The sequence below is a fragment of the Acetobacter pasteurianus subsp. pasteurianus LMG 1262 = NBRC 106471 genome (genome assembly GCF_000285275.1).
Taxonomy (GTDB): Bacteria; Pseudomonadota; Alphaproteobacteria; order Acetobacterales; family Acetobacteraceae; genus Acetobacter; species Acetobacter pasteurianus.
This window is the reverse complement of sequence record NZ_CADO01000034.1, coordinates 50,729-73,062: the sequence shown is the minus strand read 5'-3', so window position 1 is coordinate 73,062 and position 22,334 is coordinate 50,729. Positions and strand designations below refer to the sequence as shown.

Annotated in this window: 27 protein-coding genes; 14 read left to right on the top strand and 13 right to left on the bottom strand. The window is 57.6% G+C overall.

Going from position 1 to position 22,334, the window contains the following annotated elements; all coding sequences use genetic code 11:
* Nucleotides 1–19: 19 nt before the first annotated feature.
* Both APA10_RS08085 and APA10_RS08080 read right to left on the bottom strand, forming a co-directional pair.
* Nucleotides 20–202 carry a hypothetical protein gene (locus tag APA10_RS08085; RefSeq protein ID WP_003625349.1) on the bottom strand — a complete coding sequence of 61 codons (183 nt, stop codon included), beginning with the start codon at nucleotides 200–202 and terminating at the stop codon, nucleotides 20–22.
* Complete coding sequence (locus APA10_RS08080; protein WP_035365669.1) at nucleotides 189–731, bottom strand: hypothetical protein; 543 nt, start codon at nucleotides 729–731, stop codon at nucleotides 189–191. Before APA10_RS08080 ends, APA10_RS08085 begins: the two co-directional genes overlap by 14 nt.
* A gap of 162 nt (nucleotides 732–893) precedes the next feature.
* Here APA10_RS08080 and APA10_RS08075 point away from each other — a divergent pair, with 162 nt between their 5' ends.
* Nucleotides 894–1,532, top strand: coding sequence for a hypothetical protein (locus APA10_RS08075; RefSeq protein WP_003628954.1), 639 nt, complete (start codon nucleotides 894–896; stop codon nucleotides 1,530–1,532).
* Here APA10_RS08075 and APA10_RS08070 read toward each other — a convergent pair.
* A complete protein-coding gene (locus APA10_RS08070) occupies nucleotides 1,529–3,706 on the bottom strand; it encodes an acyltransferase family protein (RefSeq protein WP_003628953.1) in 2,178 nt (725 codons plus the stop codon). The genes APA10_RS08075 and APA10_RS08070 overlap by 4 nt on opposite strands.
* On the opposite strand from APA10_RS08070, the gene APA10_RS15145 reads away from it, so the two are divergent.
* The 3 genes from APA10_RS15145 (at nucleotide 3,600) to APA10_RS08055 (ending at nucleotide 7,197) form a co-directional block, all read left to right on the top strand.
* Nucleotides 3,600–4,115 carry a hypothetical protein gene (locus APA10_RS15145; RefSeq protein ID WP_162096952.1) on the top strand — a complete coding sequence of 172 codons (516 nt, stop codon included), beginning with the start codon at nucleotides 3,600–3,602 and terminating at the stop codon, nucleotides 4,113–4,115. The two genes, APA10_RS08070 and APA10_RS15145, sit on opposite strands and share 107 nt — an antisense overlap.
* A gap of 22 nt (nucleotides 4,116–4,137) precedes the next feature.
* Nucleotides 4,138–5,481 carry a B12-binding domain-containing radical SAM protein gene (locus tag APA10_RS08060; RefSeq protein ID WP_035367467.1) on the top strand — a complete coding sequence of 448 codons (1,344 nt, stop codon included), beginning with the start codon at nucleotides 4,138–4,140 and terminating at the stop codon, nucleotides 5,479–5,481.
* Between the two features lie 615 nt (nucleotides 5,482–6,096).
* Nucleotides 6,097–7,197, top strand: coding sequence for a Hint domain-containing protein (locus tag APA10_RS08055; protein ID WP_003628948.1), 1,101 nt, complete (start codon nucleotides 6,097–6,099; stop codon nucleotides 7,195–7,197).
* An 81-nt stretch (nucleotides 7,198–7,278) separates the two neighbouring features.
* On the opposite strand, the gene APA10_RS08050 is transcribed toward APA10_RS08055, so the two are convergent.
* On the bottom strand, nucleotides 7,279–7,833 hold the full coding sequence (locus tag APA10_RS08050; RefSeq protein ID WP_250697613.1) for a recombinase family protein: 555 nt from the start codon (nucleotides 7,831–7,833) through the stop codon (nucleotides 7,279–7,281).
* A gap of 525 nt (nucleotides 7,834–8,358) precedes the next feature.
* Here APA10_RS08050 and APA10_RS14915 point away from each other — a divergent pair.
* Nucleotides 8,359–8,496 carry a hypothetical protein gene (locus APA10_RS14915; RefSeq protein ID WP_155116675.1) on the top strand — a complete coding sequence of 46 codons (138 nt, stop codon included), beginning with the start codon at nucleotides 8,359–8,361 and terminating at the stop codon, nucleotides 8,494–8,496.
* A gap of 87 nt (nucleotides 8,497–8,583) precedes the next feature.
* Here the strand turns inward: APA10_RS14915 and APA10_RS08040 are convergent, their stop codons facing one another.
* From APA10_RS08040 to APA10_RS08025, 4 genes are read right to left on the bottom strand one after another with little or no spacing between them, the layout of a single operon-like run.
* Nucleotides 8,584–9,123, bottom strand: coding sequence for a hypothetical protein (locus APA10_RS08040; protein WP_003628944.1), 540 nt, complete (start codon nucleotides 9,121–9,123; stop codon nucleotides 8,584–8,586).
* Between the two features lie 44 nt (nucleotides 9,124–9,167).
* Nucleotides 9,168–9,767, bottom strand: a complete 600-nt coding sequence (locus tag APA10_RS08035) for a hypothetical protein (RefSeq protein WP_174714289.1) — start codon at nucleotides 9,765–9,767, stop codon at nucleotides 9,168–9,170.
* The gene (locus APA10_RS08030) at nucleotides 9,768–10,604 is read right to left on the bottom strand and encodes a hypothetical protein (RefSeq protein ID WP_003628942.1); all 837 of its coding nucleotides are present in this window, start codon (nucleotides 10,602–10,604) and stop codon (nucleotides 9,768–9,770) included.
* Nucleotides 10,604–11,269, bottom strand: coding sequence for a hypothetical protein (locus APA10_RS08025; protein ID WP_003628941.1), 666 nt, complete (start codon nucleotides 11,267–11,269; stop codon nucleotides 10,604–10,606). Before APA10_RS08025 ends, APA10_RS08030 begins: the two co-directional genes overlap by 1 nt.
* Nucleotides 11,270–11,426: 157 nt before the next feature.
* Here APA10_RS08025 and APA10_RS08020 point away from each other — a divergent pair, with 157 nt between their 5' ends.
* Nucleotides 11,427–12,278, top strand: coding sequence for a LexA family transcriptional regulator (locus APA10_RS08020; RefSeq protein WP_003628940.1), 852 nt, complete (start codon nucleotides 11,427–11,429; stop codon nucleotides 12,276–12,278).
* A gap of 167 nt (nucleotides 12,279–12,445) precedes the next feature.
* Nucleotides 12,446–14,482: a Hint domain-containing protein gene (locus APA10_RS08015; RefSeq protein ID WP_035365662.1), complete on the top strand. Its 2,037-nt coding sequence runs from the start codon at nucleotides 12,446–12,448 to the stop codon at nucleotides 14,480–14,482.
* A 42-nt stretch (nucleotides 14,483–14,524) separates the two neighbouring features.
* On the opposite strand, the gene APA10_RS08010 is transcribed toward APA10_RS08015, so the two are convergent.
* Nucleotides 14,525–14,743, bottom strand: coding sequence for a hypothetical protein (locus APA10_RS08010; protein ID WP_003627553.1), 219 nt, complete (start codon nucleotides 14,741–14,743; stop codon nucleotides 14,525–14,527).
* Between APA10_RS08010 and APA10_RS14910 the strand changes: the two genes are divergently transcribed.
* Together APA10_RS14910 and APA10_RS08005 are read left to right on the top strand one after the other, a co-directional pair.
* Entirely contained in the window at nucleotides 14,744–14,962 is a 219-nt protein-coding gene (locus APA10_RS14910; protein WP_124326502.1) for a hypothetical protein, read from the top strand. It begins immediately after the preceding gene.
* Nucleotides 14,963–15,072: 110 nt separating this feature from the next.
* Nucleotides 15,073–15,366, top strand: a complete 294-nt coding sequence (locus tag APA10_RS08005) for a hypothetical protein (RefSeq protein ID WP_003628935.1) — start codon at nucleotides 15,073–15,075, stop codon at nucleotides 15,364–15,366.
* A 12-nt stretch (nucleotides 15,367–15,378) separates the two neighbouring features.
* Here the strand turns inward: APA10_RS08005 and APA10_RS08000 are convergent, their stop codons facing one another.
* Together APA10_RS08000 and APA10_RS07995 are read right to left on the bottom strand one after the other, a co-directional pair.
* Nucleotides 15,379–15,633 (bottom strand): hypothetical protein, encoded by a 255-nt coding sequence (locus APA10_RS08000; RefSeq protein WP_003628934.1) that lies wholly within the window; start codon nucleotides 15,631–15,633, stop codon nucleotides 15,379–15,381.
* A 110-nt stretch (nucleotides 15,634–15,743) separates the two neighbouring features.
* Nucleotides 15,744–16,382 carry a LysE family translocator gene (locus APA10_RS07995; protein WP_003628933.1) on the bottom strand — a complete coding sequence of 213 codons (639 nt, stop codon included), beginning with the start codon at nucleotides 16,380–16,382 and terminating at the stop codon, nucleotides 15,744–15,746.
* 234 nt (nucleotides 16,383–16,616) lie between these two features.
* Between APA10_RS07995 and APA10_RS07990 the strand changes: the two genes are divergently transcribed.
* Together APA10_RS07990 and APA10_RS07985 are read left to right on the top strand one after the other, a co-directional pair.
* On the top strand, nucleotides 16,617–18,071 hold the full coding sequence (locus APA10_RS07990) for a Hint domain-containing protein (protein WP_003628931.1): 1,455 nt from the start codon (nucleotides 16,617–16,619) through the stop codon (nucleotides 18,069–18,071).
* A 206-nt stretch (nucleotides 18,072–18,277) separates the two neighbouring features.
* Entirely contained in the window at nucleotides 18,278–18,667 is a 390-nt protein-coding gene (locus APA10_RS07985) for a hypothetical protein (RefSeq protein ID WP_003628929.1), read from the top strand.
* 12 nt (nucleotides 18,668–18,679) lie between these two features.
* On the opposite strand, the gene APA10_RS07980 is transcribed toward APA10_RS07985, so the two are convergent.
* Together APA10_RS07980 and APA10_RS07975 are read right to left on the bottom strand one after the other, a co-directional pair.
* On the bottom strand, nucleotides 18,680–19,117 hold the full coding sequence (locus tag APA10_RS07980; protein WP_003628927.1) for a lysozyme inhibitor LprI family protein: 438 nt from the start codon (nucleotides 19,115–19,117) through the stop codon (nucleotides 18,680–18,682).
* A gap of 25 nt (nucleotides 19,118–19,142) precedes the next feature.
* A complete protein-coding gene (locus APA10_RS07975; RefSeq protein WP_003628926.1) occupies nucleotides 19,143–20,009 on the bottom strand; it encodes an NmrA family NAD(P)-binding protein in 867 nt (288 codons plus the stop codon).
* Between the two features lie 98 nt (nucleotides 20,010–20,107).
* Between APA10_RS07975 and APA10_RS07970 the strand changes: the two genes are divergently transcribed.
* The 3 genes from APA10_RS07970 to APA10_RS07960 all read left to right on the top strand — a co-directional run bounded on the left by APA10_RS07970 (nucleotide 20,108) and on the right by APA10_RS07960 (nucleotide 22,301).
* Nucleotides 20,108–20,425, top strand: coding sequence for a hypothetical protein (locus APA10_RS07970; protein WP_003628925.1), 318 nt, complete (start codon nucleotides 20,108–20,110; stop codon nucleotides 20,423–20,425).
* A gap of 90 nt (nucleotides 20,426–20,515) precedes the next feature.
* On the top strand, nucleotides 20,516–21,766 hold the full coding sequence (locus APA10_RS07965; protein ID WP_003628924.1) for an FAD-dependent oxidoreductase: 1,251 nt from the start codon (nucleotides 20,516–20,518) through the stop codon (nucleotides 21,764–21,766).
* 4 nt (nucleotides 21,767–21,770) lie between these two features.
* Nucleotides 21,771–22,301, top strand: coding sequence for a c-type cytochrome (locus tag APA10_RS07960; protein ID WP_003628923.1), 531 nt, complete (start codon nucleotides 21,771–21,773; stop codon nucleotides 22,299–22,301).
* Nucleotides 22,302–22,334 lie beyond the last annotated feature (33 nt).

The window sequence follows — 22,334 nt, the reverse complement described above, 5'->3', positions numbered from 1 at the left end:
CAAATAACAGCTACAAAAATCAGGCCTGCGGGTGCACGCCGTTTTCCTGCGCAAGGGCGGCCAGTTCCTCATCCGTAAAGGCATCTGCGCTGCGGCGTGGCAGGGCATCTGTGGCAAGGCCCGAAAGCTTGGGGTGCATGTAGGGCGCGGCCACCTTGGCGGCATCAAACTGGCGGTCTGTTATGCTTTCATCCCCCTGCATGATGCGGGTGAAGATATCCAGCGGGGTTACGGGTTTTGTGCTGCGCCTTTTGCGGCGCGCCATCGGGGCCAAAGCTGATGGCCCTGATGCGCCCTGCGCGGGTGCTGCTGTCTTGCGGGGCATGGCCACATATCCAACCCTGTTGAACAAAGGAAGATCCAGACCGCACGCCCCTGCCTTGGGCTACAAACGGGCGGTCTGTTTCGTGCTGATGGTGGTGGTGTTCGCGCGCAAGGGCGGCCACCATGCGCTGGCATGTGGGCGGGTTAAGCTGGCCCACACAGGCCAGCCCCGCCACAGTGCCGCGCCATACCGGGCGGCAGCGCAGCACGGCCTGCGCGGGGCACCCCAGCAGCAGGGCTTGCGCCCAACCTATGCAAATATCTGCCCGGTGATGGTCTTGCGGTGTGCATAGCAGCGGGCACATCACCACACCCGTGGGCACAGCCTGCGCCACAACCCACCATCGGCCACTGCCACGCAAAACCGCGCCACAGGCCAGCTCTGCCCTGCGCACTGCTATAGGCATGGGAATGTCCTTGGTTTTTACAATTTTTGGGATGATAAGCCGGAATTAGGGCTGACCACGCAGCCCGTCAAAACAAAGCAAACCGGTATGTGAACAGACAGTTAAGAACTGTTCCCAATCAGGACTGGCAAATATATCGAACACTGTTATAGTGCGCCGCGCGTGACAGAAAATCTTGGCAGATTGGGTGATGGGGAGGTCATGGACAAAGCTTGTGCATGGTGTGACCGTATCTACCACACCAACACCTACGCGCCGTATTGCAGCGCCCGGTGCCAGAAAAAAGCAGAAAAAGCGCTGCGTGCTGTCTCGGTTGAGCCCATTTCCCACACATCGGATGCAACCCGCGCCATACGTTTTGGGCTGGTAAGCCTTGTGGGCATTGCGGCGGCAGGCTTTGCCATGCTGCTGCTGGCTGGCCCCGTGCCGCTGGAACCTCCGCCCAGTGGGCGCATGCCGCCGGGCGTTACCTACGCGCTTAACACCGCGCCCCCGGCACCGGGCACACAGCTTATGCCACCCGCAATGGCCATGCCCCCTGCCCCCGCGCAGGATATGACGGCGTATCATGAAGGGCAGAACGCCCGCCATAACTGGAACCGCTGGATTGCCGGGCTGAGTGGTGAGCGCAAGCGCGGCGCATTGTTCTGGATGCAGGGTGCCGTGCACCAGCGTAATGATTCGTGCGATGGCACGGCAGGTTTTGCCATGGGCTGTTTTCAGGCCCGCAGGCACCTTTCCCCCACCTTGGCCAAGTGGAACGATGCCCCGGATTTCTGGCTGGGCTGGAACACGCCCTAACGGGCCAGAACATCATCCAAAAACGTGGCGTGCTGTTGCACAAAGCCGGGCCTTAAATGCTTGTCATCTGCATATTTGGGCGTGGCTGGCGGGGTAATAACCGCACAGGCCGGGCCGGTGCCGCAGATATCGGGCCACGCATCCAGCACCTTTGCCCCCGCTTGTGCGGCAAGGGCGCGCACAAAAGCCGTATCCGCCGCTGTATCATTGCGGAGCTGCTGGGTGGGAATACCCTGCTCCAGCAAGGCGGTGTTTACGCCTATATGCGTTAGGCTACGGGCTACCAGTTTATCGGGGCTGAAGCGTGCATCTGCCGGGGTGGGCAATACCAGCCACACGGGCCGCGCACCGTTGCCCGAAAGGCTGCGCATATCCTGCACAAAAGCTGCCTGTTTTTGTGCCTGTGTGCCCGGTGTGTGTAACAGCACGCGCGGCCAGAACGCCCCCACCACCACGGCTTGAACATTCTGCTGCTGCATGATACGCTGCTGCACGTTTTGCATATTGCGGCAATACGCAAAGGATTTTTCATAAACCTCGCCCGCAAAGGGGCTGCAACTGGGGCCTGCCACAAATATAACCGTGTGCTTGAGTTGCCCCTGCTGCAACAGCGCCTCTACCCTCGGCCCCCACTGAAAAAGCAGGCTGTCCCCCGTAAACATTATGGGGTGGCCCGCATGGCCTATGGAGGCGATTGTTAGCCCGTTTTCGTGCGTGATGTGCATATGCGCTGTGGGGGCAAAAATGCCATCGCGCACCGCCAGATTGATGGCAGAAAGATCCGTGCCCGCAGGGGTGTGCGCAAACCGTGCGGGCCAACCTGCCGTGTGCCACGTTACCAGCCCCGCCGTGCATATGGCCACCAAGCCGCCCACAAGGGCCGCCGTTTTGCCTTGCCGAAAACGCCCGCCACGTAACGGGTTTTCCACACACTTGGTGGTTAGCCACGCCAGCGCCAGTGCCGCGCCCATAAGCGCAAACCCCGCACTGTTGTGAATAACCCCAGCCCCACGCACAATATGAAACCACGAAACCAGCGGCCAGTGCCACAGATACAGCGGGTAACTGATAAGCCCCACCGCCCGCATGGGCCGCACAGCCAGCACGTGCCGGTTTACCCACGCGCCAACGCCCGCCCAAATAAGCAATGCCGTACCCCCCGCAGGCAACAGCGCAAAAGGTGCCGGAAAGCCTACACCCGGCCGCAGCACCACAAACCCGGCCAGCACACAGGCCAGCCCCAAAACACCCGCGCCATTCCGCGCCCGGCTTGTGCGTAGTAAAGTGCCACACCGCGCCAACATGCGGCCCATGCCCGCAGGTGCACTCTGCACCGAGGTGGCACCCTCCGGCCCACGCTCCGCCACACCATGCAGCGCAAGGCCCGCGCCCAGCATGAACTCCCAGCCTCGGCTAAAGGGAGAATAAAACCCGGCCCCCGGCCACCACGCGCTGCACGCCACGCTATATACAAAGCACGCCGCCCCCGTGGCCCCCACCAGCACGCCTGCGCGCACCCGTGCGGCAAAGCCCAGCGCCAGCACCAACGGCCAGACCAGATAGAACTGCTCCTCCACCCCCAATGACCATAAATGCAACAGGGGCTTAAGCACCGCTGCGCGGTCAAAATAGCCTTGGGCGTGCCACATCAGCAGGTTGGCTACAGATGCCGCACCCGCTGCGGCATCCTGCCCCACGGCGGCAAGCTCGGTGGGCAATAGGGTAAACCACCCGGCCAGCAGGGTGGCGGCCAGCACCACCAACAGCGCGGGGGCCAGCCTGCGCACCCGGCGCGCAAAAAACGAGGCCACAGAAAACCGCCCCGCCCCAAAATGCGCCACCAGATGCCCACTAATTAAAAAGCCGGAGATTACAAAAAACGCATCCACCCCGCCAAAGCCACCGGGCAACGCGGCGGGAAAGACGTGGTACACCACCACCCCCACCACAGCCAGCGCGCGCAGGCCATCTATATCTGCCCGCCACCCGGCATTGTTGGGCGGGGCCACAAGCTGGGCCGCACTGCCGGGCCAGAACCACGCCGCCACACGGGCAAGGCGCTGGCTTATGCGGGCCAGCACAACAGGCACCGCGCCGGAGGGCTGCACATATGCGCGCGCCATACCCCGCGCCGCCGCCTGCATAACAGGCCGCAAAAAGCCAAACCCAATCATCCCGCCCCTTTACGCCGCCAGCCCATATGCCAATGCCCCTTATATATACTGCAACACCACCCTACACGCAGGTTTTACCCCGCGCCCTGCCTTGGCCCCTGCTGGCCCCCACACCCCGCGCAAGATCAGCCCGCCACGGACCCCACTTGCAGGCATGGGAGCCATGCCAAAAGCCCGGCCCCGCCGCATTGCAGTGCGCGCATGGATATGCCAAATCCATGCCCTGCGTGCATCCCTGTTATTACGGCGCACGCCGCGCCTTACCGCCACCCCGCAGGCCAGCTTAGGGGCTGCGTTTGGTTACGGTGGGCACACATCCGCCATGCTTGAGCGGAGGTGGACAGCCCCCCACCCCTGCTTATGTATATTCTGTAACAAAGGGGCACCATCTGCCCGTTTTTTCTTTTAATTCAGCAGATCCTGATACCCACATGCCAGCAAATGACCTACGCCTCCTGATCATTCAGCCCACGCATTATAAAGCCCCTACGGACCGAACGCTGTTCAAAACCAAGCGCCGACAGATGGTCCCGCTCCCCCTGCCGTACCTTGCCGCCCTGACCCCGCCAGAGTGGAAGGTCACGCTGCTGGATGAACAGCTTGAAGATATAGATTTTGATGCGCCGGTGGATGTTGTGGCCCTTACGGCCTGGACCCTCCATTCCTACCGCGCTTACGATATTGCCAAGGAATTTCGTAAACGCGGCGTAAAAGTAATTATGGGTGGCCCCCATGTGTATTTTAACGCCGAAGAAGCCGCCGAGCACGTAGATGCCGTGGGCGTGGGTGAGGCCGAACCCATCTGGAAGGAAATGCTCGAAGATGCCGCAGCCAACCGGCTGAAAAGCATTTACCGCGCCACACCGCTTAAGGAACTGAACGGCCTGCCCGCCCCACGGTATGACCTGCTGGACCTTAAAAAGTTTGGCCCCTTCCGCACTTTTGCGGTGCAGTCCTCCCGCGGGTGCCCGTTTGTGTGCGATTTCTGCTCCGAACGGTTCTACCTTGGTGGCCGCTACCGCTGGCGCCCGGTGGACGAAATGGTGAATGAGCTCAAGCTCATCAAGAACCGTGGCAGCCACTTCTTTTTTGGTGAAAGCAACTTTGGCGGCAAGAAAAGCCGCGCCATGGAACTGATGGAAGGGCTGGTGCCGCTGGGTATTCGCTGGTCTACCCTGTGGTCTTCCAATTTGTGTCTGGATAAGGAATTTCTCGATCTGGCACGCAAATCCGGCGTGATGCACGTGAATATCGGTATTGAAAGTATTGATAAGGATATTCTGGACGGCATGCGCAAAGGCTGGAACAAAGCCAGCCGCTACCACGAAATGTTTGAAAACCTGCGCCAGCGCGATATCAGCTACTCGCTCAACTTCATCTTCGGTTTTGATGATGAAGATCACGATATCTACCGCGCCACCATCTCCTTTCTGGAAGAACACAAGGTGCCTGCGGCGTATTTCAACATCCTTACGCCCACCAAGGGCACGGCGCTGTTTAACCGTATGGAAAAGGCAGGCCGTATTATCAACGCGCCAGAAATTGACCGCTGGCCCGGCCAAATCTGCCAGATCTGGCCCAAGAACTGCTCCCCCAAGGAAATGGAAGCCCGCATTCAGTGGATGTATAAAAAGTTCTACTCCATGCGCTCCATCTTCAAGCGGCTGCCGTTTCCGCCGCGCACCCGGTCTGACATGTCCTCGTGGATTTTGGATCTTACAGAACGCCGCATGGCTTTTTCCTCCACCGGCAATAACGACTTCGATATTTACTAACACCACAGCCAAGTCCTTTTCCCCTGCCATAACGGCGGGGGGGAAGGCTTCTGCTAACCATAACGGCAATGCATTTCAGATATACTTAAATTACATAGATTGCAAAGGGCACCTATAACAAATTGATAATCGCGTTAAAGAAATATTTACAGACCGCCCCGCATTGGAAAAAAATCCTCAGATTGTTGTTATAATTTTCAGTTTTCCAATTTTTAGCTTGCCCGTGTCTTTTGCATAAATGCACTTTTCATGACAACGACGCACAAAATCTGTACAAATTTCAATAAATAAGAAAATTACTTTTTGCGTTTATTTATATTATTTTTATTTTTACTTAAGTTAGATTTACATATACACAACATAGTAAAATGATAAACTAAGCTTCGGCATGGTTTATTTGCTTTTATAGCTTGGCAAATTTTTTATGGCTGGTACAGTATGGCGCAATCAAGGCCTGATGAATGCAGTTGCAACATACATTAGGCATGTATGCCTTATTTCTCAGGTTTTGAAAAAAAGTTCTGGATGCGCCTTGTCCTGTCAGGATCAAGGAACATTTTATGTTGAAGCACAGATACGGAAGTTGTTTTCCGTGGTGTAAGTCAGAAGGAAGAAATGACAGCGCTTCCCCGCCATGCGGTTGTGCATGACATTCACGACAAATCCGATCAGACCCTTCCCGATGGTGCCTCCGCACGCCATCCAGATACCTCTGTGCCGGGCGTTCTCCATAATACCAACATCCATACCCAAAGCGGGCCGCAGCCTGTTCAAAGCCTTACCCCCGGCCATGTGCTGGTAACGTATGATCCGGAAATGGCAGAAATGCCTGCCCCCATCACCAAGGTTATGGCTCAGCATGTGTGCGTGCTGCCCGGCCTGCCAGAAGATGAGGCCGGATACCCCATACGCGTGCTGCAAGATGCCATTGCAGATGGGCTGCCCACGCAGGATGTGCTGCTGACACCAGACCAGTGCCTGTTTTTTGAAAACAAGTTTGTGCCCGCAGCCCTGCTGGTCAACCGGCTTTCCATTTTTTACGACCACACGTTTGAGCGCTACATCGCCTACCCGCTGGAAACAGATGGCCCCGCCATTATTGTGGCCGAAGGCCTGCTGGTAGCCAGCGCCCTGCCCCCCTGCCCCAACAACACCCACTGGCACACCCGCACAGATGCCCCCGTGGTAACAGAGCGCGAAGTTGTGGGCGCGCTATACCACCGCCTTTTGGCCCGCGCCAAAAGCCGCGGCCTGAGCCACAGCCTGTTTGAACCGCCCGAAATAACGCATGAGCATGACCTCAGCCTGATTACGGATACCGGCAAGCTTATCCGCAAAATGCGTGAACAAAACAATCTGGCCATGTTCATGCTGCCGCCAAATGTGCATGAAGTACATCTTTCCTCCCGCGCAAGCAGGCCGGTAGATGTTATTGCCCCCTATGTGCAGGATAAACGCCGCCTGGGCGTGCGCGTGGGGGAAATTACCCTTCAGGAAAACAGAAAGCCCCGCAAGATTTCTTCACATATGGAGAAAGACCTGCCCGGCTGGCATGAACATGATGGTGAGCCCGGCCGCTGGACAGATGGCCACGCCCACCTGCCCATGACATCAGAGCGCAGCAAAAACAAAATGGGGCTGCTGTCTATCCAGATTCTGGATACCATTCCGTACATGACGCATGATTTCCACGGCCCTCGTAAAAACCACAAGTAATATAAAATATTTTTTTAAACAAAGCGCGTTCAGGAATATGGCCCCCACAACACATAGGGCCACGTTCCTGAACACATGAGTTTATGATTTACGGGGTATCTTTTTCAATAACCGCGAAATCATACTGATACTTACATTATATTCCTTGGCAATTTCACGCAAAGTATGGCCTCTGGCGCGCGCCTGTGCCACGGCCTCATGCTGGAGTTGCGTTAATTTGCAGGGCCGCCCCATGCGGCACCCGGCAGACATGGCCTTGTGCCGGCCTGTAGACATGCGTTGGCGTATAAAGCGTTTTTCAAGTTCTTCCAGCCCGTCCAAAATTTCCAGCATAAGCGTGCTGCGTTCTGCGCGTGTGTTCACCCACGGCTCTTTTACAGAAATAAGCGCGCAGTTCTGGTTCTGAACCTGCAGGATAATATCACGCAAATGCCGCCAGCTGCTTACAATACAATCCATTTGCGCCACAGCAATGTGTGTGCCCACCTTCTGCCGTGCCACAAATTGCAAAAAGGACGACCCATTTTTTGAAAAAGAACCTGTGAATATAACCTGACATCCAGATTCTTCTAAAATCTTCTTTTGCTCATCCTGTTTTACAAATGGGCAATCTGCACTCACATATCCTATACTCATAATCACCTCCATGTGCAGATAATGTTCAGATATGAAATTTGATAAAATTTCCTTTTTTTTCAAAAAAGTTCCAGACTTTTCTGGCGGCCTTATAGCACCACTTTCATCATATAGAAACAATCCGTACCAAAAACAGCCCATTTTCAATTATGTCTTAATTTTAATTTTGAAACTTTTGTTTATATATAAATATCTTTTTCATAATTTTACTATTTTTGAAAAAAAGCCAAACACACCACCTCATCAGCGTTTTTGCATGATATACATATAAGAATCAGAAATATGCTTTATTTCCGGTACAGCATTTAAAAACGCACCAGAAACGGCAGCCTGATGCTTCCCCTTTCAATCCGGCCGCAGTTCCCTAACGTTCAATAACATTTCAGGTTTCAGCAACGCTGGCTCGCCCATTAACACTGCGGGGGCGGGCAATGTTATACATGCCACATGCCATGCGCGCCTGCGCCGCACACCAAAAGGTGATGCAACCGTAGAAAACATTTTTGTAGGGTAGGCAGTTCCTGCATGTGCAGCAGATGCCCAGCCCAACCTGCATCTGGCAGACATGGGGGACAAACAGCCAAGCCAAGCCACGCCAAGCCGCCACTGCCCGCCACGTTGCAGGGGCTTGGCCAGATATATGCGCAGGCTGCTCTGGCGTAAAAAATCGCACAGCACAGCATACGCTTTGCAAAAAAGGAGCCGGTGCGAGTGCATCGGCTCCTTTTTTCTTGCACGCGTATTTTTGGCTTACGCCTGCAAAACTTCCTTTTCTGCACGCGCTGTTTTGCGCTTTCCGGCCTTTTTGGCCTGCTCCGCACGGCGGAACGAGGCCTCCAGCGCGGCAAGCTGCTCCAGCACCAGGGCACATTGCGCCGCAATCTTGCGCTGGGCGGAGCTGCTGGAAATATTGGGGAACAACGCCTCCCCCATTGCGCGGAAGGAAAGATCATCCACCAGCATCATGCGCAAACGCTGGTGTGCACACAGGCCCAGCGCATCGCGCACCGCCGTAATGCGCGCCATGGCCTTGGCCCGCACCATCTGCCAGGATACCGCATCATGCCGCACAGTCTGCCCCTGCGGGGTTGGGGTGGTGTGTTCCAGATAATCAAAATAGCCAAACACATAGTTGCGGCACCATCGCTCTGCGGCATCGGCAGCTTCCTGCGTAATATCCCCTGCCTGTAACAAGCCCTGCACTGTGCGGCGTGGCTTGTTGAGCGCGGCCTGCGCCATAAGGCCAACGGGGGCGGATGTTGTGTGCTGGGCTGTGGCCTGTGTTTTCATGTGTGTTCCGTGTTTTTAAAGGGTGTTTGCAAAGTGTGCGTGGGTTAGGGCGTGCGTGTGTGCAGCCCCAGCAGGGCCTTGCAACCGTGGGCATCGCGCCAGATGGTGTTGGCAAAAGGTAGCAGCACAGCCCGCAATTCCGCCGGGGCTGGCCAGCGGGCACCTACGGGGTAACCATTGCGCGCAGGCTGCCGCGCCCATGCCAGACGCGCCTGCGGGCACCACGCCCCGGCTGGTATATCGGCGCATACTTCGTAAATGGCGCGGCATTGCGCTGCGGCATCGGCCGCCCCCGGTGGGTTGGAAACAAGCTGCCCCAGCTTTTTCAGCCACGCCGCCACAATAGGCTGGCTTACCGGCTGCATGGCCAGTTGCACACGCTGCCAGCACGCCTGCACTTGGGCCTCCATATTGGGTGGTACGTCTTGCGCAGTTAACGCCACACCTTCACGCCTTGCGGCAAACAGAGCCTGTATATCTGGTGGCGCGGGCGTGTAGCCTCCGCCGTGGGGCGGGTGCGTTATGCCCCCCGCACCCTGCGCCTGCGCCAAGCGCGTACCATATGCCCGCGCCTGCGGTTCTGTACCCTTTTGGGCCGTGCCGCCTTGCACACTGCCGAGGTGTATCTGCGCCCGTTGCGGCACTTACACGCCCTCCACATCCGGCACGCCATCCCACGCGGCCATGCGGCGGGCGTGTTGGCTGGTGGGTTCTTCTGGCGCGGGGCGCATCTGCAACTGGGTGCGCAGAGTGGCATCTATCCACGCCACGGGTTCGGCGGGGTTAAAGCGTGCACATTCTGCCAGCACGTTCAGCACCACGGCGGCATCATCCCCCGTCAGCTTCAGCCAGCGGCCCAGAATGGCCCGGGCAGAACGATCCGGCCTGCCGGTGGCTTTTTTCAAAAATGCCAGACCAGATTTGAACAGATGCGTGCGCGCATCCGTGTCCGGCCCGAACTTGGTGAGGGGATGTTCTGCTTCTGCCTCTGTTTCTGCCTCTGCTTCTTGGAGCATAACCTTGGCTTTGGGTGGGGGTGTTATCCCCTGCCCTGCCTCGGCTGCGGGGGTATCGGGCTTAAGCTGCGGGTTGCCCCCGGTGCGGCCCCACGCGGCCCCGGCATCGGATGCAGCGCGGTCTCGCACCAGGCGGCGAGAATACGGCACACCCTCCGCCGTGGTGGCATACACACCGGCATCTTGCAGCTCTGCCATATAGCGGCGCACCTGCTGGGGGCCTACGCCCACCATCTGGGCAATCTGGCGCGGGTGCAGGGGTTTGCCGTTTACGCATAAATGGCCGTAGGGCTCGGCCTCGTGCATCAGGCATAGCAGGCGCATCCACAACCCTTGTGCGGCCAGGCTGCACAACCGCAAGGCCGGATCTCGCTCATGGTCCTGCCACCAGAACTTGGACCACCTGCGCCGCGTGCTGGCGGGTGTGGCTGCGGGCGTTGCGGGGGATGAGGCTGAACGGGGCATTAAGCGGCACCTCCGTTCCACAGTAGCGCCTGCGCCAAAGCGGCTTCATCCTGCTGCCATGTGGTGGGGGTGTGGGCCTGTGTGGGTTGCCAGTGTTCCAGCCCTTTCCAGAGCCCGCGCATGGCAATGGGGTGGCCTGCGGGCAGGGGTTCGGGGTCTCTTACCAGTTCGGCATAGCCTTTGGGCTGGGGCGCGTGGGCGGGGGTTTGGGCTTTCAGGGCATCTTCATACCGCATCAGCACCTGCCGCACGCCCTCCATACACCGGCCCACTTCCCGCCCGATACGCCGGAAGGAATAGCCCTTGCGCCGCAGCCCCACCATGTTGGCCACCACCTGCGCCGATGTGCCGGGTCGCTGTGCCTGCTGGCAGGCCCGCGCGTTCACACCCCCCTGCGGCGGCAGCACCAAAGCGGTTGCGGATTCGGCGTGATGTTGTGATGTGTCACACCTTTTTAACGTGTTAGAAACCTTTTCATCCGGCTCTTTCTGCCCGTTAAGGGCTGGGGTGCCACCCTTTGGCGCAGCCTGATGCAGTGCGGCGGCATTGGGGGGCATAACCCCACCCCTTTTGGGGGCACGCAACAGGGTAGGAAACTGCAAAACATTATGATTTGAAATGGTGTTTGAAAAAACATTGAACGCAATGGAACCGGGAACAGGCATAATGGGGTATCCGTGGTTGCTGGGTGGCTGGCCATTTACACCACCAAAACATGGCCTGCCCCGGACGCTATGGTGACCACTCCCGCAGCGTCAACCCAAAAAAGAGGGATATATCCCCTTTTGCACACATACCCCCGGCGTGGAATAGTGCGGAACCATGACAAGATCACCCGTAGCAGATGAACTGGAACGCCGGATGGCCCACCTTGGGCTTTCCCAAAAGGCACTGGCCCGCAAGGCTGGTGTGGGCGATACCTATGTGCGCGATATTCTTAAGGGGAAGTCTCGCAATCCGGGTGGAGAAAAACTGGAATGCATTGCTGCGGTGCTGGGCTGCACCGCGCGGGATCTGCTGTTTCCCGGTGTGGACCACGCCCAGCCGGGGCTGATGCTGCGTGAACGCCGCACCCCTTACCTGCCCCCGCCTTTTACCCCGCAGGAAACCCCGCGTGACACATTGCGCGTGCATGGGTTTTCCAGCCGGGAAAAACCAGAAAACGCCCCTCAACTGGCGCTGGATATGGCGCAGATCAAACGGACACGCAGCACCACTCAGCCTCGCCCCGCCATGCCCGCAGTGCCAGCACCACCGGGCTATGTGATGGTGCCTTATCTGGCGCAGCGCAGCATCACTTCTGGCCGGTATGATGAGGCACAACTGCTGGGCAGCCCCAAATATTTTGAAGAAAGCCTGATAACCCAGCGCCTGAACGCCCGCGCCGAAGATTTGCGCGCCCTGAATGTAGAGGGCCAGGCCATGGAACCCCTGCTGCGTGATGGGGATTTGGTGCTGATGGATACACAGCGCACCACCTTGGCAGAACCGGGGCTTTTTGTGCTGTTTGATGGTGAAAGCGTGGTGTGCCGCTGGGCAGAACGCACGTTTGATGCCCAAACCCGCCCCGTGGTGCAGATAAGCTGCGAGAACAAAAGGTTTTCTGCCTGCACCCTGCCCGCCAGCCGCGTGCAGATACTGGGCCGCGTTGTGTGGTATGCACATTGCGTATAAGTGCTGCGGCTTTTTTGCAACAATCGCGTTAAGAGTTCATTAAAACCTCACATTTTCTTTAACAAGACCCTTGCGGTCCTGTTTCCTGTTGCGTAAACACATCCCACCAAATGCGTTAAACGCGCCCTAACAATGCCTTAAAGTGAACAAAAACACCAAGTACTGATGTGCTTGTTGAATGGCTTTACTGTATTCGCACAGGACTATACCCACCTATGACAAACACGGCTTCGACAACTGGTTCATCCTATACATGGATTGGTCCTGCTTCAGGAGGGGTATGGGACGACGTAAGCAACTGGCTCTATAACGGCCAGCCCGCACCCAATGCGCCAGATGCCAACACCACTGGCACGCTCACCATTCCCGCTGGAGCAGATATTACCATTCCGTCAACCGTGACGGATCTGGGGTCTTTGCTCATAGACGTACAAGGCAAGCTGAGCATTGCCAGCAGCAGCAGCAATCTGACATTTGGCTCTCTGGTGGTGGATAGCGGCGGCAGCGCCACCATTTCACGCACGCTGACAACAAATAACGGCCTGACAGTCAACAACGGCGGCACGGCCACGGTCAAGGATGTCACGCAGGACTGGCACACTCATACCTTCATGTTCAATGTGGCCTCTGGCGGCACGCTGAACATTGATGATTCCAATATTGTCATCGGCACGACCAACGGCGCCACGGCTGGGGCACTGAACATTACCAATGGCTCCAATGTCAGCTCATATGATGGCGGGCTCAGCTACAGTGGCCCCATTACGGTCACGTCCTCCACCTTTACGCCCAATTTTCAATATAATGGCACGCTTACGCTGAACAATGGCGCAACCGCCACGTTTGGCAACGGCACATGGCCCACAGCTACTGTTGTGTTTGGCACGGGCAACAACACGGTGGTGCTGCCAGTAAGTTCAACAGGAGGCAGCCCGGCCGCAGGTGTTTCCATTACAGGCCTGAAAGAGGGAGACAGGCTGGGCGTGAACGGGCAGGATGTTGCAACCGCCACACTCAGCGCCAGCAATGTGAGCCTGACCACGACATCGGGCCAAACCGTTCAGCCCAAGTCCGTTACGTATGACAGCTCCTACACGGATGCGCCTACGGGGGATGAAACCCAGACTGTCACCATTGATAGCGGGCAAGGCGTGATCTGCTTTTTGGCAGGCAGCATGATTGCCACGCCCAACGGTGTGGTGGCGGTGGAAAACATCCGCCGGGGTGATGAGGTGTTAACGTTTGTAAACGGCGTAACCCATGTGCGCCCGGTGGTGTGGGCTGGCATGGCGCAGGCCACGGTTAACCCCGCCCTGCCCGATGATATGGCAGGCTACCCCGTGCGTATTCTGGCCGATGCCATTGCGCCGGGTGTGCCGTATCAGGATCTGCTGGTTACGGCGGAACACGGCATTTTTGCCAATGGCATGCTGGTGCCCGCACGTATGCTGGTAAATGGCAGCAGCATCTTTTTTGATCGCTCCATTACCGCATACGCCTATTACCATGTGGAAACGGCAGAACACAGCGTTATCATGGCCAATGGCATGCTGACGGAAAGCTATCTGGATACAGGCAACCGCCGCAATTTTGTATCCGATGGCAATGTTGTGACCATTGGGGCCAAGGCCAAAAACTGGGCAGAACACGCGGCCGCACCGCTGGGCACTGCGCGCCATGTGGTAGAACCCATCTGGCGTGTGCTGGCCGCGCGTGCAACCAAAATTGCAGGCCATATTTCCGCCCTCGCCAAGCCGGACATCACCCACAACCACGGGCTGCACCTTGTTACGGCAGCGGGCACGGTTATTCGGCCTTTGCGGGCCATGGGGCGCAATATCTCCTTCATGCTGCCTGCCGGGGTGGAGAACGTGCGCCTTGTTTCTCGCGCTGCGCGCCCGTGTGATGTGGAAGGCCCGTTTGTAGATAAGCGCCGCGTGCTGGGCGTGCTGCTGGGCCGCGTAACGGTGCTTTCTGCTGGCACCACCGCAGACATAACCGCGCATCTGGCAGAAGAAGATGGTGCAAATGGCTGGCAGGATATGCCCCAGCCCACAACACGGTGGACAGATGGCAACGCCCTTCTGCCACTGGGCACCACCACGGCACGCGGCCCCGCGCTGCTAACGGTGGAAGTGCTTCAGGCTGGCCCTTATCTGGCCACGCCGGTTGCATTTACGCTGCCAGTTGCCGCCAACGGCTAACGCCTACTTTTGCCCCCGCATGTTGCCCAACGTGCGGGGGTTTTAGTTTCCGCCGCCGGGCCTGTTCTTCCATTCTATGGATTGATCGGCGATGTAATAGGTAATGGCGGCAATAAACAGCCATAGCGGCCCCGCCACGCTGTTTTCCAGCACCAAGGCCACGCCCACACTAAAGGCGGCAATAGAGAGCGTAAGAATAATACAGCAGCACAACACGGCCAGAGGCCAGCTTTTGGGCCATCCCTTTTTGGGCTGAGACATGTGGCGGCGGTATCCTCATCTTGCCCGCGCAACGAGGGCTGTGGGTGCTGTGTTATTGCGTATCGTAATCAACTGGGCGGCTTGGCACAATATACGCAGCGAATGGCAGCCCTACCGCCACCTTATGCGCGCCCGCGCAAAAGTACGGCCCGTTACGCGGTTGAACAGCCCACACATGGCAAGGCGCTGCAAACACCCCCGCTGGTGGCCAGCGTGTAAGCATGTTGAAAGACATGCGGGCGCAATCACTTTTGGTAGATCATGCTTTTATGCCGCTGCATTTTTTGTAAAAATAACAGGCACACCCTTTTGGCATAAAAGGCACCGTTATGCTCACCCCACATAAAAACCCGCCGCCCGCACCCACCCCGTGGTTTGCCGCCCGGCGTTTTGGCTATGGTGCAGGCCTGCCTATTGCGTGGCAGGGTTGGGTGGCTTTGGGGCTGTTTCTGGCTGTTACGCTGGGCTCCAGTTTTGGCCTGTCCTTTGTGCCTCTGCACAGGCCCCTTTTAACCGTAGGCGTGGTGATGGTGCTTAATCTTGCGGCCACAGCAGCCTTTTTCTGGGTGTGCAAAACGCGCACCCAAGGCGGGTGGAAGTGGCGCTGGGGCACGCAAGATTAGGGTGCTATAAAATTACGCGGATGCACCTTTCAACGGGGCAAAATCTTCATCCTTTGCCACAATAACAAAGTGCTTGCCGTAACCTATTGTAATACCCCGATCATGCAGTTCGTACCGGGTTTCTTCATGGGCTTTGTCTGTCCAGTGCTTACGGTCTGCAATGGCATACACATCTGCCCACGGCAGGGTGACACAGTTTTGGCCAGATTTTTCTAAAATGCTCTGCAATGCCTGCGCAACAAGGGCAGATTCTTTGGGCTGAGACATATGGGGCTATCCTTATTTTTGCCCGCACAATGGGGCTGTTGATGCGGTATTATGGCGCACCTTGGCCGCCGGGCACACTCTACGCAGCGAATGGCTGCCCTACCGCCGCCTTATGCGCGCCCGCGTAAAAGTACGGCCCCAAAGCCCACAAATACACAGCCCGTTATGCGGTTGAACACCCGGCGGATGGAGGGGCGCTGGAGCTGCTGGGCCAGTGTGTAACCGCCTATGGCGTAAACGCCGTACCACAGCATTTCCAGCAGCGCGAAGGTGGTTATCAGCACCACAAACTGCGGCAGTTGCGGGGCATGGGGCGCAATAAACTGCGGGAAAAACGCTGCCGCAAACAGCAACAGCTTGGGGTTGCTCAGCCCCACCCAGAAGCCCTTGCGCCAGCGGCTCCATGCGCTGCCCTGCACGGCGTTTTCTACCTGCGGGGCGGATATGCTGGCCGGGGGTGTTTGCCCGCCTTCCATCCACGCCTGTATGCCCAGCCAGATCAGATACACTGCGCCGCATATGCGCAGCACGCCAAACAGATGGGGCGATGCCGCAAGCGCTGCCCCCAGCCCGGCGGCAGAGGCCACAAGCACCAGCACAACCGCACTTAAGCAGCCCAGCATGGTGGCCACCCCGCGCGCCATGCCCACCCGCGCCACGCTGGCCAACACATGCAGCATGTTAGGGCCGGGTATGGCGCACAGAAAGAACACAATGCCGCAGAACACACCCCAGTTGTGCCAGGTCATACTACAAGCCTTACTGTATATTGATAAACATAGTGAGAGAGACAGCCTGTTTTACACACGCCCCCGCAACATGGCCAGAAACTGCGGCACACAGCCGTGTTATGGCCCGCGATGAAAGGTTCCCTCACTTTTTATTAGTTTAAACATTTTTAACTTTCGCGTTTTTGGTTTCCTTATTGAACGCAAACATATTAGGGATTTTCAAACTTAATTTATATTTAGAAAGCATCTGTTATGGCGACATCCACAATTACCATTGGCAGCAACCAAACTGTTACATTTGATGCCTCATCCAGCACACTAAACAGCACCATTGATTTTACGGGCACAAGCGGCAATCTGGATTTGCAGAACCTGTCTGCCTCCAACCCGCTCTCTCTTACAATTACCGGAAATTTTGGAGGTGGCATTAGCAACATTCTGACGTTTGGCACGGCAGACAATGTTTCCTTAGCGAATAGTAAAGTAGATGTTACGGCAAAGCCCGATCAAGAAACCATCATACATCTGGCAGATAGTAATGGTACTGCACTGGGCACCATTACATTAGCGGGAGATCCCTGGGGGCTGGTTTCTAATTCTGGCTACCCAGATTCTACCGTCACCGGCATGTCTCTCCGGGTAATTGCCACCCCAGGGGCAAATGGCTCAGCAACAGTCTGCTTTCTGGCAGACAGCATGATTGCCACCCCCAAAGGTGTGGTGGCCGTGCAGGATCTGCACGCCGGGGATGAAGTGCTGACTTATGCCAATGGTGTGGCCTCCGTTAGCACACTCAGCTGGGCTGGCATGGCGCACTGCACCGTAAACCCGGCCCTGCCCGATGATATGGCAGGCTACCCCGTGCGTATTCTGGCCAACGCCATTGCCGATGGCGTGCCTTACAAGGACATGCTGTTAACCGCAGAACACTGCCTGTTCTTTAACGGCATGTTTATTCCCGCCCGTATGCTGGTAAATGGCAGCAGCATTTTTTACGATAAATCCATTACCTCTTATAATTACTACCACATTGAAACCCCAGACCACGCCGTGATTATGGCCGATGGCATGCTGACAGAAAGCTATCTGGACACAGGCAACCGCCGCAATTTTACCCAGAAAGGCAACGTCATCCAGCTTGGTGGCACACCCAAAAGCTGGCAGGCAGATGCCGCCGCCCCGCTGTGTGTGGATTGGGATGCCGCAAAAACCATCTTCACCCAGATTGCGGCCCGCGCACCGCAGGGCGCATACACGGCACCGCACACCACGCACGTGCCAGAACTGCACCTGGTAACAGAACGTGGCGCCACCATCTGGCCCGCAAACTGCAAGAACGATACTTACAACTTCATTCTGCCCGCCAACACGCAGGCGGTGCGCATTGTTTCCCGCGCCAGCCGCCCGGCAGATGCAATTGGCCCGTTTGTAGATGACAGACGCACCCTTGGTGTGGCTGTGGCGGAAGTTACCCTGCTATCAGCCGCAAAACATCAGGCTGTAACGGCACATTTGCAGGCCGAAAAGCCCGAAGGCTGGCACGCAACAGACTGGACAGATTGCGCATGGACAAACGGCAACGCCGCCCTGCCCCTGCCTACACAGCATACACAGGGGGCCATTTGCATGCTGTCCGTTAAAATCCGTGCGGCTGGGCCTTATCTGCTGGACGACACCGCGCAGGATGTGGCTGCCAAAACGGCATAACCCGCCCAAATTACCGATATATTAAAAACACTACAGGGGGCCAGTGCAGAAATGTGCTGGCTCTTTATATCGGCTTTACTGATATTTTACCTGCAAATACTTGCAAACCGCGCAAGCCTTCCCCGCAACATGGCCTTGCTCTTGCCTTAATTGGCAGATGATATGCAAAACTGAGTGCAACACGCTCTAGCAAAAGGCATTGGGCTATGTTTCAGCGCATGAAGTCTCTCCTCACATTTCACAACAGGCCATCGGCAGCATGGCAGAAAATGCCTGTGCAGTTGCGCCGCTTTCTGTATGCAACTTTTGTGGTGGAAGGCGTGTTGTGCGCTTATCTGCTCAAAAGCGTGGCCTCCCCCTTGTTCCATCTGAGCATGTTGCTGCCGGGGGCATTTTTGCAGCATCAGGTTTCCTTCGCCCAATTCTCACTGATTGCTTCAGTGTATCTGACTGTTGCCGCTATTGGGATAATTGGCATAGGCGCTGTTCTTTTGCGCAAGAATTATGAAAAAAGCATGATGCGCTATGCCGTTATTCGGGAAGTTCGGCAGAGCCACGCACGTATCCGCACCCGCAGAAACATGAACCGGCGCTAAAACGCAGCCACCTTACCACCCTTCGTTTGTAAAAACGGGCTTGGGCAGTGTGGGGGGCGTGCTATCGGGGTATGTCAACCACATCTGCCAGATATCCATGGTGCGGCTATGGGTCAGACGTAGCATGCAGGTGAGCGCCATGCTGAAGCGGATTGTGCCGTCAGACCATGCCTCATACGCGGCGTTGCATTCTGCCTTCTGATACTGCACCCAATGCTGCTGCGCGGTATGAAAATCCGCCAAAGCGTGCTCTGGGTCTGCCGATTGGCGTATGCGCCCCTCTGCCGCGGCAATGTAGCGCGCCATCTGCTTTTGCGCTTTATCCAGCACCTGCTTCTGGCAGTCCGCAATTTCTGGCGTTGTCAGCCCCGGGCATTTATCCGCCGCGCGTGCCGACACAGAGCACAGCACACTGGCCGCGCTAAGCAGGAAAACCGTTTGTATCTGCATGTGCCACGCGCATCCTTGGGCCTGTTTATGGGGTGCAACCTGCAATTTCTGCCCGAAGGTAGGATGCCAGATCTGTTACACCCTTTACGGGGTTTGCTGGGCGATCATACCGCTGGTTTATGAAAATTGCGGTCATATTTGCGTAAGATCGGGCCGCTTTGTCTGAAAAACCATTGGCCTTGTAATATGCCAGCCACGCGGTGGGCGGTATGTCCTCCACCCGCACGGGGTGTTGCAGAATGTGCGCAAAAACCTGTGCCACATCCTGCGCGGTGTACGGTGTGGGGCCTTCTATAGTGTACACCCCCACTTCCTGCACCGGGGCCATAAGAAGCTGGCCTGCCAGATGCCCCACATCCTGCGGGGCCACCATGGGCACGGGCTGCGTGGCGGGCAGAAGGCTGCTCACCTTGCCGGATGTGCGGGCTTCGGGCACGGCAGAAAGCCAGTTGCTCATGTAATACGCGGCACGCACACAGCACAGCGGAATACCCGTTTGCCGGGCACCTTGCTCCAGATCATACAACACACCCAGATCTGCACACTCTGTGCCCGGTTGCGCCCCATAGGTGGATTGCACAACAATTTTTTCCAGCTTTGCACCGCGTAACGCCTGCAGGATGGACTGCACGGTGGCGCGTTCTGCCTTATCCGTATCCAGCGCGGGGCTGGCCGGTGGGTTGAGCACAAAGGCCCGATCCGCCTTTTGCAACACCTGCGCCAGTGCATCTGTATCGTGCACATCCACCAACGCCACGCTGGCCCCGCGTTGCGCCCATGCCGCAGCTTTTTGGGGGTTACGCAGCACAACGGTTACGGCCTGCCCCTGCTGCAACAGATATTCCGTAACGGCTGTGCCCACATGGCCAGAGGCCCCAAGAACTGCAAACATCTTTGTCTTTCCTCATACGGCGGGGTGTGGTGCATCTTTTCCACCCCCATAGTCCTGCCTAACCGTGCAAGAAACCCCACCTTGCAGGAAAGCCGATTATGCCCACACCGCCAGCGCCTTCCGCCCCGCGCAAGCAGCCTTTGCCCAACACGCAGGACTGGCCGCCCTTGCCCGGCACACGTGCCTATATGGCCCGCCAGCTTGCGCAGGATACCGCCACCGTGCGCCAAATTGTGACAGTTTTGCAAAACTGCGCCGGGCAGATTGCCCCGCTTGTGGCGCAGCTTTACTTCACCACCGGCCCGCTGGCTGTGCTGGACTGCACCACCACCCTGCACGCGCTGGCAGATGACATTGCGCATGATGACCCGCAAACACTGGCCGAACTGGCGGCAGAGCACAGCCGCACCGGCTGATATGTGGGTTTTGGAAACCCCCTTGCCCTGCTATGTTGCCCCCTCGCCACGCTGCGCGACAAAACAGAAACCGTATAGAGGACAGACCTTTTGAAACGCAGAAACCTTTTTGCCGCTTCTCTGGCTGCCGGCGCATTGGCCGCCGGGCGCAAAAGCTGGGCCAGCGTGCCAGAGGCCGCACAGGCCATGGGCCGCACCGCGCCGCCCGGCACCGTGCCAGCCCTAACGCCCGCCCGCGTGCATGCAGACCAGATAATGGACATTAAGGTATGCCTGCGCCCCTTCCGCCCCGCTGGCCCCCGGCTGGAAATAGAGCCGGTGGCAGATAAAATTGTGGTGCACAATTATGGGCACGGCGGCAGCGGGTGGTCTCTTTCATGGGGGTCTGCCGCCATGGCGGTGGAACGCGCCGCCCCGCTGATGGAAAAGCATGTAGCCGTAATTGGCTGCGGCATTATTGGCCTCACCACCGCCATAACCGCCCAGCGCGCGGGCATGAACGTAACCATTTATGCGCGGGACATGCTGCCGCATACGCGCTCTGTTCGGGCCAATGGCAGTTGGACACCGGATTCACGCATTGCGCTGATAACCGCCGCCACGCCAGATTTTGCCGCCACGTGGGAGCGCATGGCGCGGTATTCCTGGCAAACATATCGGGAATATCTGGGCCTGCCCGGCAACCCGGTGGACTTTAGAGACAACTACCTTCTCTCCGACACCCCGCCGGATGAGGCCGACCATACCGAACCCGCGCCCGACATTAGCAAAGGCTCCTATGCCTCTACCGGCGTACCGCAGAGCGAGGCCGAATTTGCAAAATATGCAGACAGGATAAAGGATATTATTCCCGCAGCCGAGCTTCTGGCCGGGGCGGACAATCCCTTCCCCGTGGCGTATGCGCGGCGCAAGCCCATTATGATTTATAATTTTGGCGCGTTCGGCCACGCCCTGCTTTCTGACTTCTATCAGGCAGGTGGGCGTATTGAGATACGCGAGTTCCACAGCCCATCCGAGGTGGCAGACCTGCCCGAACGTGTGGTGTTTAACTGCACCGGCTATGCAGCGCGGGATTTGTGGGGTGATAAATCTCTTATTCCCGTGCGCGGGCAAACGGCGTGGTTGCCACCGCAACCCGCTGCCAATTATGGCGTGCGCTACAAGGGTGCTGCCATGCTTTCCAAATCCGATGGGCTGATGGTGCAGGGCGTCAACCTTTCCGGCCTAGGGGAACTGGAAGGCGTGGGCAACAGTATGGAACAGCCCAACCGTGCAGAGGCCGAACAGGCCGTGGCCGTGTTTGAAGATCTGTTCTCCCGCTTTCGGCCCCGCAGAGGATAACGGCATGGCACAGCACCCCATTTTTGCAAAACAGGCCCAAAAGGCCAGAGGGTTTTGCACGGCCCTGTTAGCCGCAACCGGGCTGGTGGCCACGGCTCACGCCGCCCTTGCCGCCCCGCGCCACGCCCCTGCGGCACCGCCTGCCCCTGCTGCCCCAAGCTTTACCGCAGAGCAGGCAGACCACGGGGCGCAGATTTACGCAGGCACCTGCGCCATGTGCCACGGGGCAGCGCTGGAAGGCGCGCATGATATGCCGCCCTTGCGCGGGCTGTTTGTGGCGCGCTGGGCCAATACATCGCTCAACAAGTTGTACGCTTACATCACCCACGCCATGCCGCTGATGGCACCGGGCACCCTGCCCCCGCAGGACAACATAGATGTAATAGCGTTTCTGCTGCGTGAAAACGGCACGGAGCCGGGGCACACCCCCCTGCCAGCGGATGAAAACCGCTTGGCGCAAATGGTGTTTCCCGCCCCCAATGCACTGCCACCTGTAAAAGCGGCGCAACCGGGCAAGGCCCCGCGCACACGGTAAAAAATAACCCCGCCCACTGGTTTACGGTGGGCG

What these genes read in the sequence shown, in the direction of transcription:
- APA10_RS08085 (WP_003625349.1), bottom strand. Translation starts at nt 202, where the DNA reads ATGCAGGGGGATGAAAGCATAACAGACCGCCAGTTTGATGCCGCCAAG.
- APA10_RS08080 (WP_035365669.1), bottom strand. Translation starts at nt 731, where the DNA reads ATGCCTATAGCAGTGCGCAGGGCAGAGCTGGCCTGTGGCGCGGTTTTG.
- APA10_RS15145 (WP_162096952.1), top strand. Translation starts at nt 3,600, where the DNA reads ATGCGGGCCAGCACAACAGGCACCGCGCCGGAGGGCTGCACATATGCG.
- APA10_RS08070 (WP_003628953.1), bottom strand. Translation starts at nt 3,706, where the DNA reads ATGATTGGGTTTGGCTTTTTGCGGCCTGTTATGCAGGCGGCGGCGCGG.
- APA10_RS08060 (WP_035367467.1), top strand. Translation starts at nt 4,138, where the DNA reads ATGCCAGCAAATGACCTACGCCTCCTGATCATTCAGCCCACGCATTAT.
- APA10_RS08055 (WP_003628948.1), top strand. Translation starts at nt 6,097, where the DNA reads ATGACAGCGCTTCCCCGCCATGCGGTTGTGCATGACATTCACGACAAA.
- APA10_RS08050 (WP_250697613.1), bottom strand. Translation starts at nt 7,833, where the DNA reads ATGAGTATAGGATATGTGAGTGCAGATTGCCCATTTGTAAAACAGGAT.
- APA10_RS14915 (WP_155116675.1), top strand. Translation starts at nt 8,359, where the DNA reads ATGTGCAGCAGATGCCCAGCCCAACCTGCATCTGGCAGACATGGGGGA.
- APA10_RS08040 (WP_003628944.1), bottom strand. Translation starts at nt 9,123, where the DNA reads ATGAAAACACAGGCCACAGCCCAGCACACAACATCCGCCCCCGTTGGC.
- APA10_RS08030 (WP_003628942.1), bottom strand. Translation starts at nt 10,604, where the DNA reads ATGCCCCGTTCAGCCTCATCCCCCGCAACGCCCGCAGCCACACCCGCC.
- APA10_RS08025 (WP_003628941.1), bottom strand. Translation starts at nt 11,269, where the DNA reads ATGCCTGTTCCCGGTTCCATTGCGTTCAATGTTTTTTCAAACACCATT.
- APA10_RS08020 (WP_003628940.1), top strand. Translation starts at nt 11,427, where the DNA reads ATGACAAGATCACCCGTAGCAGATGAACTGGAACGCCGGATGGCCCAC.
- APA10_RS08010 (WP_003627553.1), bottom strand. Translation starts at nt 14,743, where the DNA reads ATGTCTCAGCCCAAAAAGGGATGGCCCAAAAGCTGGCCTCTGGCCGTG.
- APA10_RS08005 (WP_003628935.1), top strand. Translation starts at nt 15,073, where the DNA reads ATGCTCACCCCACATAAAAACCCGCCGCCCGCACCCACCCCGTGGTTT.
- APA10_RS08000 (WP_003628934.1), bottom strand. Translation starts at nt 15,633, where the DNA reads ATGTCTCAGCCCAAAGAATCTGCCCTTGTTGCGCAGGCATTGCAGAGC.
- APA10_RS07995 (WP_003628933.1), bottom strand. Translation starts at nt 16,382, where the DNA reads ATGACCTGGCACAACTGGGGTGTGTTCTGCGGCATTGTGTTCTTTCTG.
- APA10_RS07990 (WP_003628931.1), top strand. Translation starts at nt 16,617, where the DNA reads ATGGCGACATCCACAATTACCATTGGCAGCAACCAAACTGTTACATTT.
- APA10_RS07985 (WP_003628929.1), top strand. Translation starts at nt 18,278, where the DNA reads ATGTTTCAGCGCATGAAGTCTCTCCTCACATTTCACAACAGGCCATCG.
- APA10_RS07980 (WP_003628927.1), bottom strand. Translation starts at nt 19,117, where the DNA reads ATGCAGATACAAACGGTTTTCCTGCTTAGCGCGGCCAGTGTGCTGTGC.
- APA10_RS07975 (WP_003628926.1), bottom strand. Translation starts at nt 20,009, where the DNA reads ATGTTTGCAGTTCTTGGGGCCTCTGGCCATGTGGGCACAGCCGTTACG.
- APA10_RS07970 (WP_003628925.1), top strand. Translation starts at nt 20,108, where the DNA reads ATGCCCACACCGCCAGCGCCTTCCGCCCCGCGCAAGCAGCCTTTGCCC.
- APA10_RS07960 (WP_003628923.1), top strand. Translation starts at nt 21,771, where the DNA reads ATGGCACAGCACCCCATTTTTGCAAAACAGGCCCAAAAGGCCAGAGGG.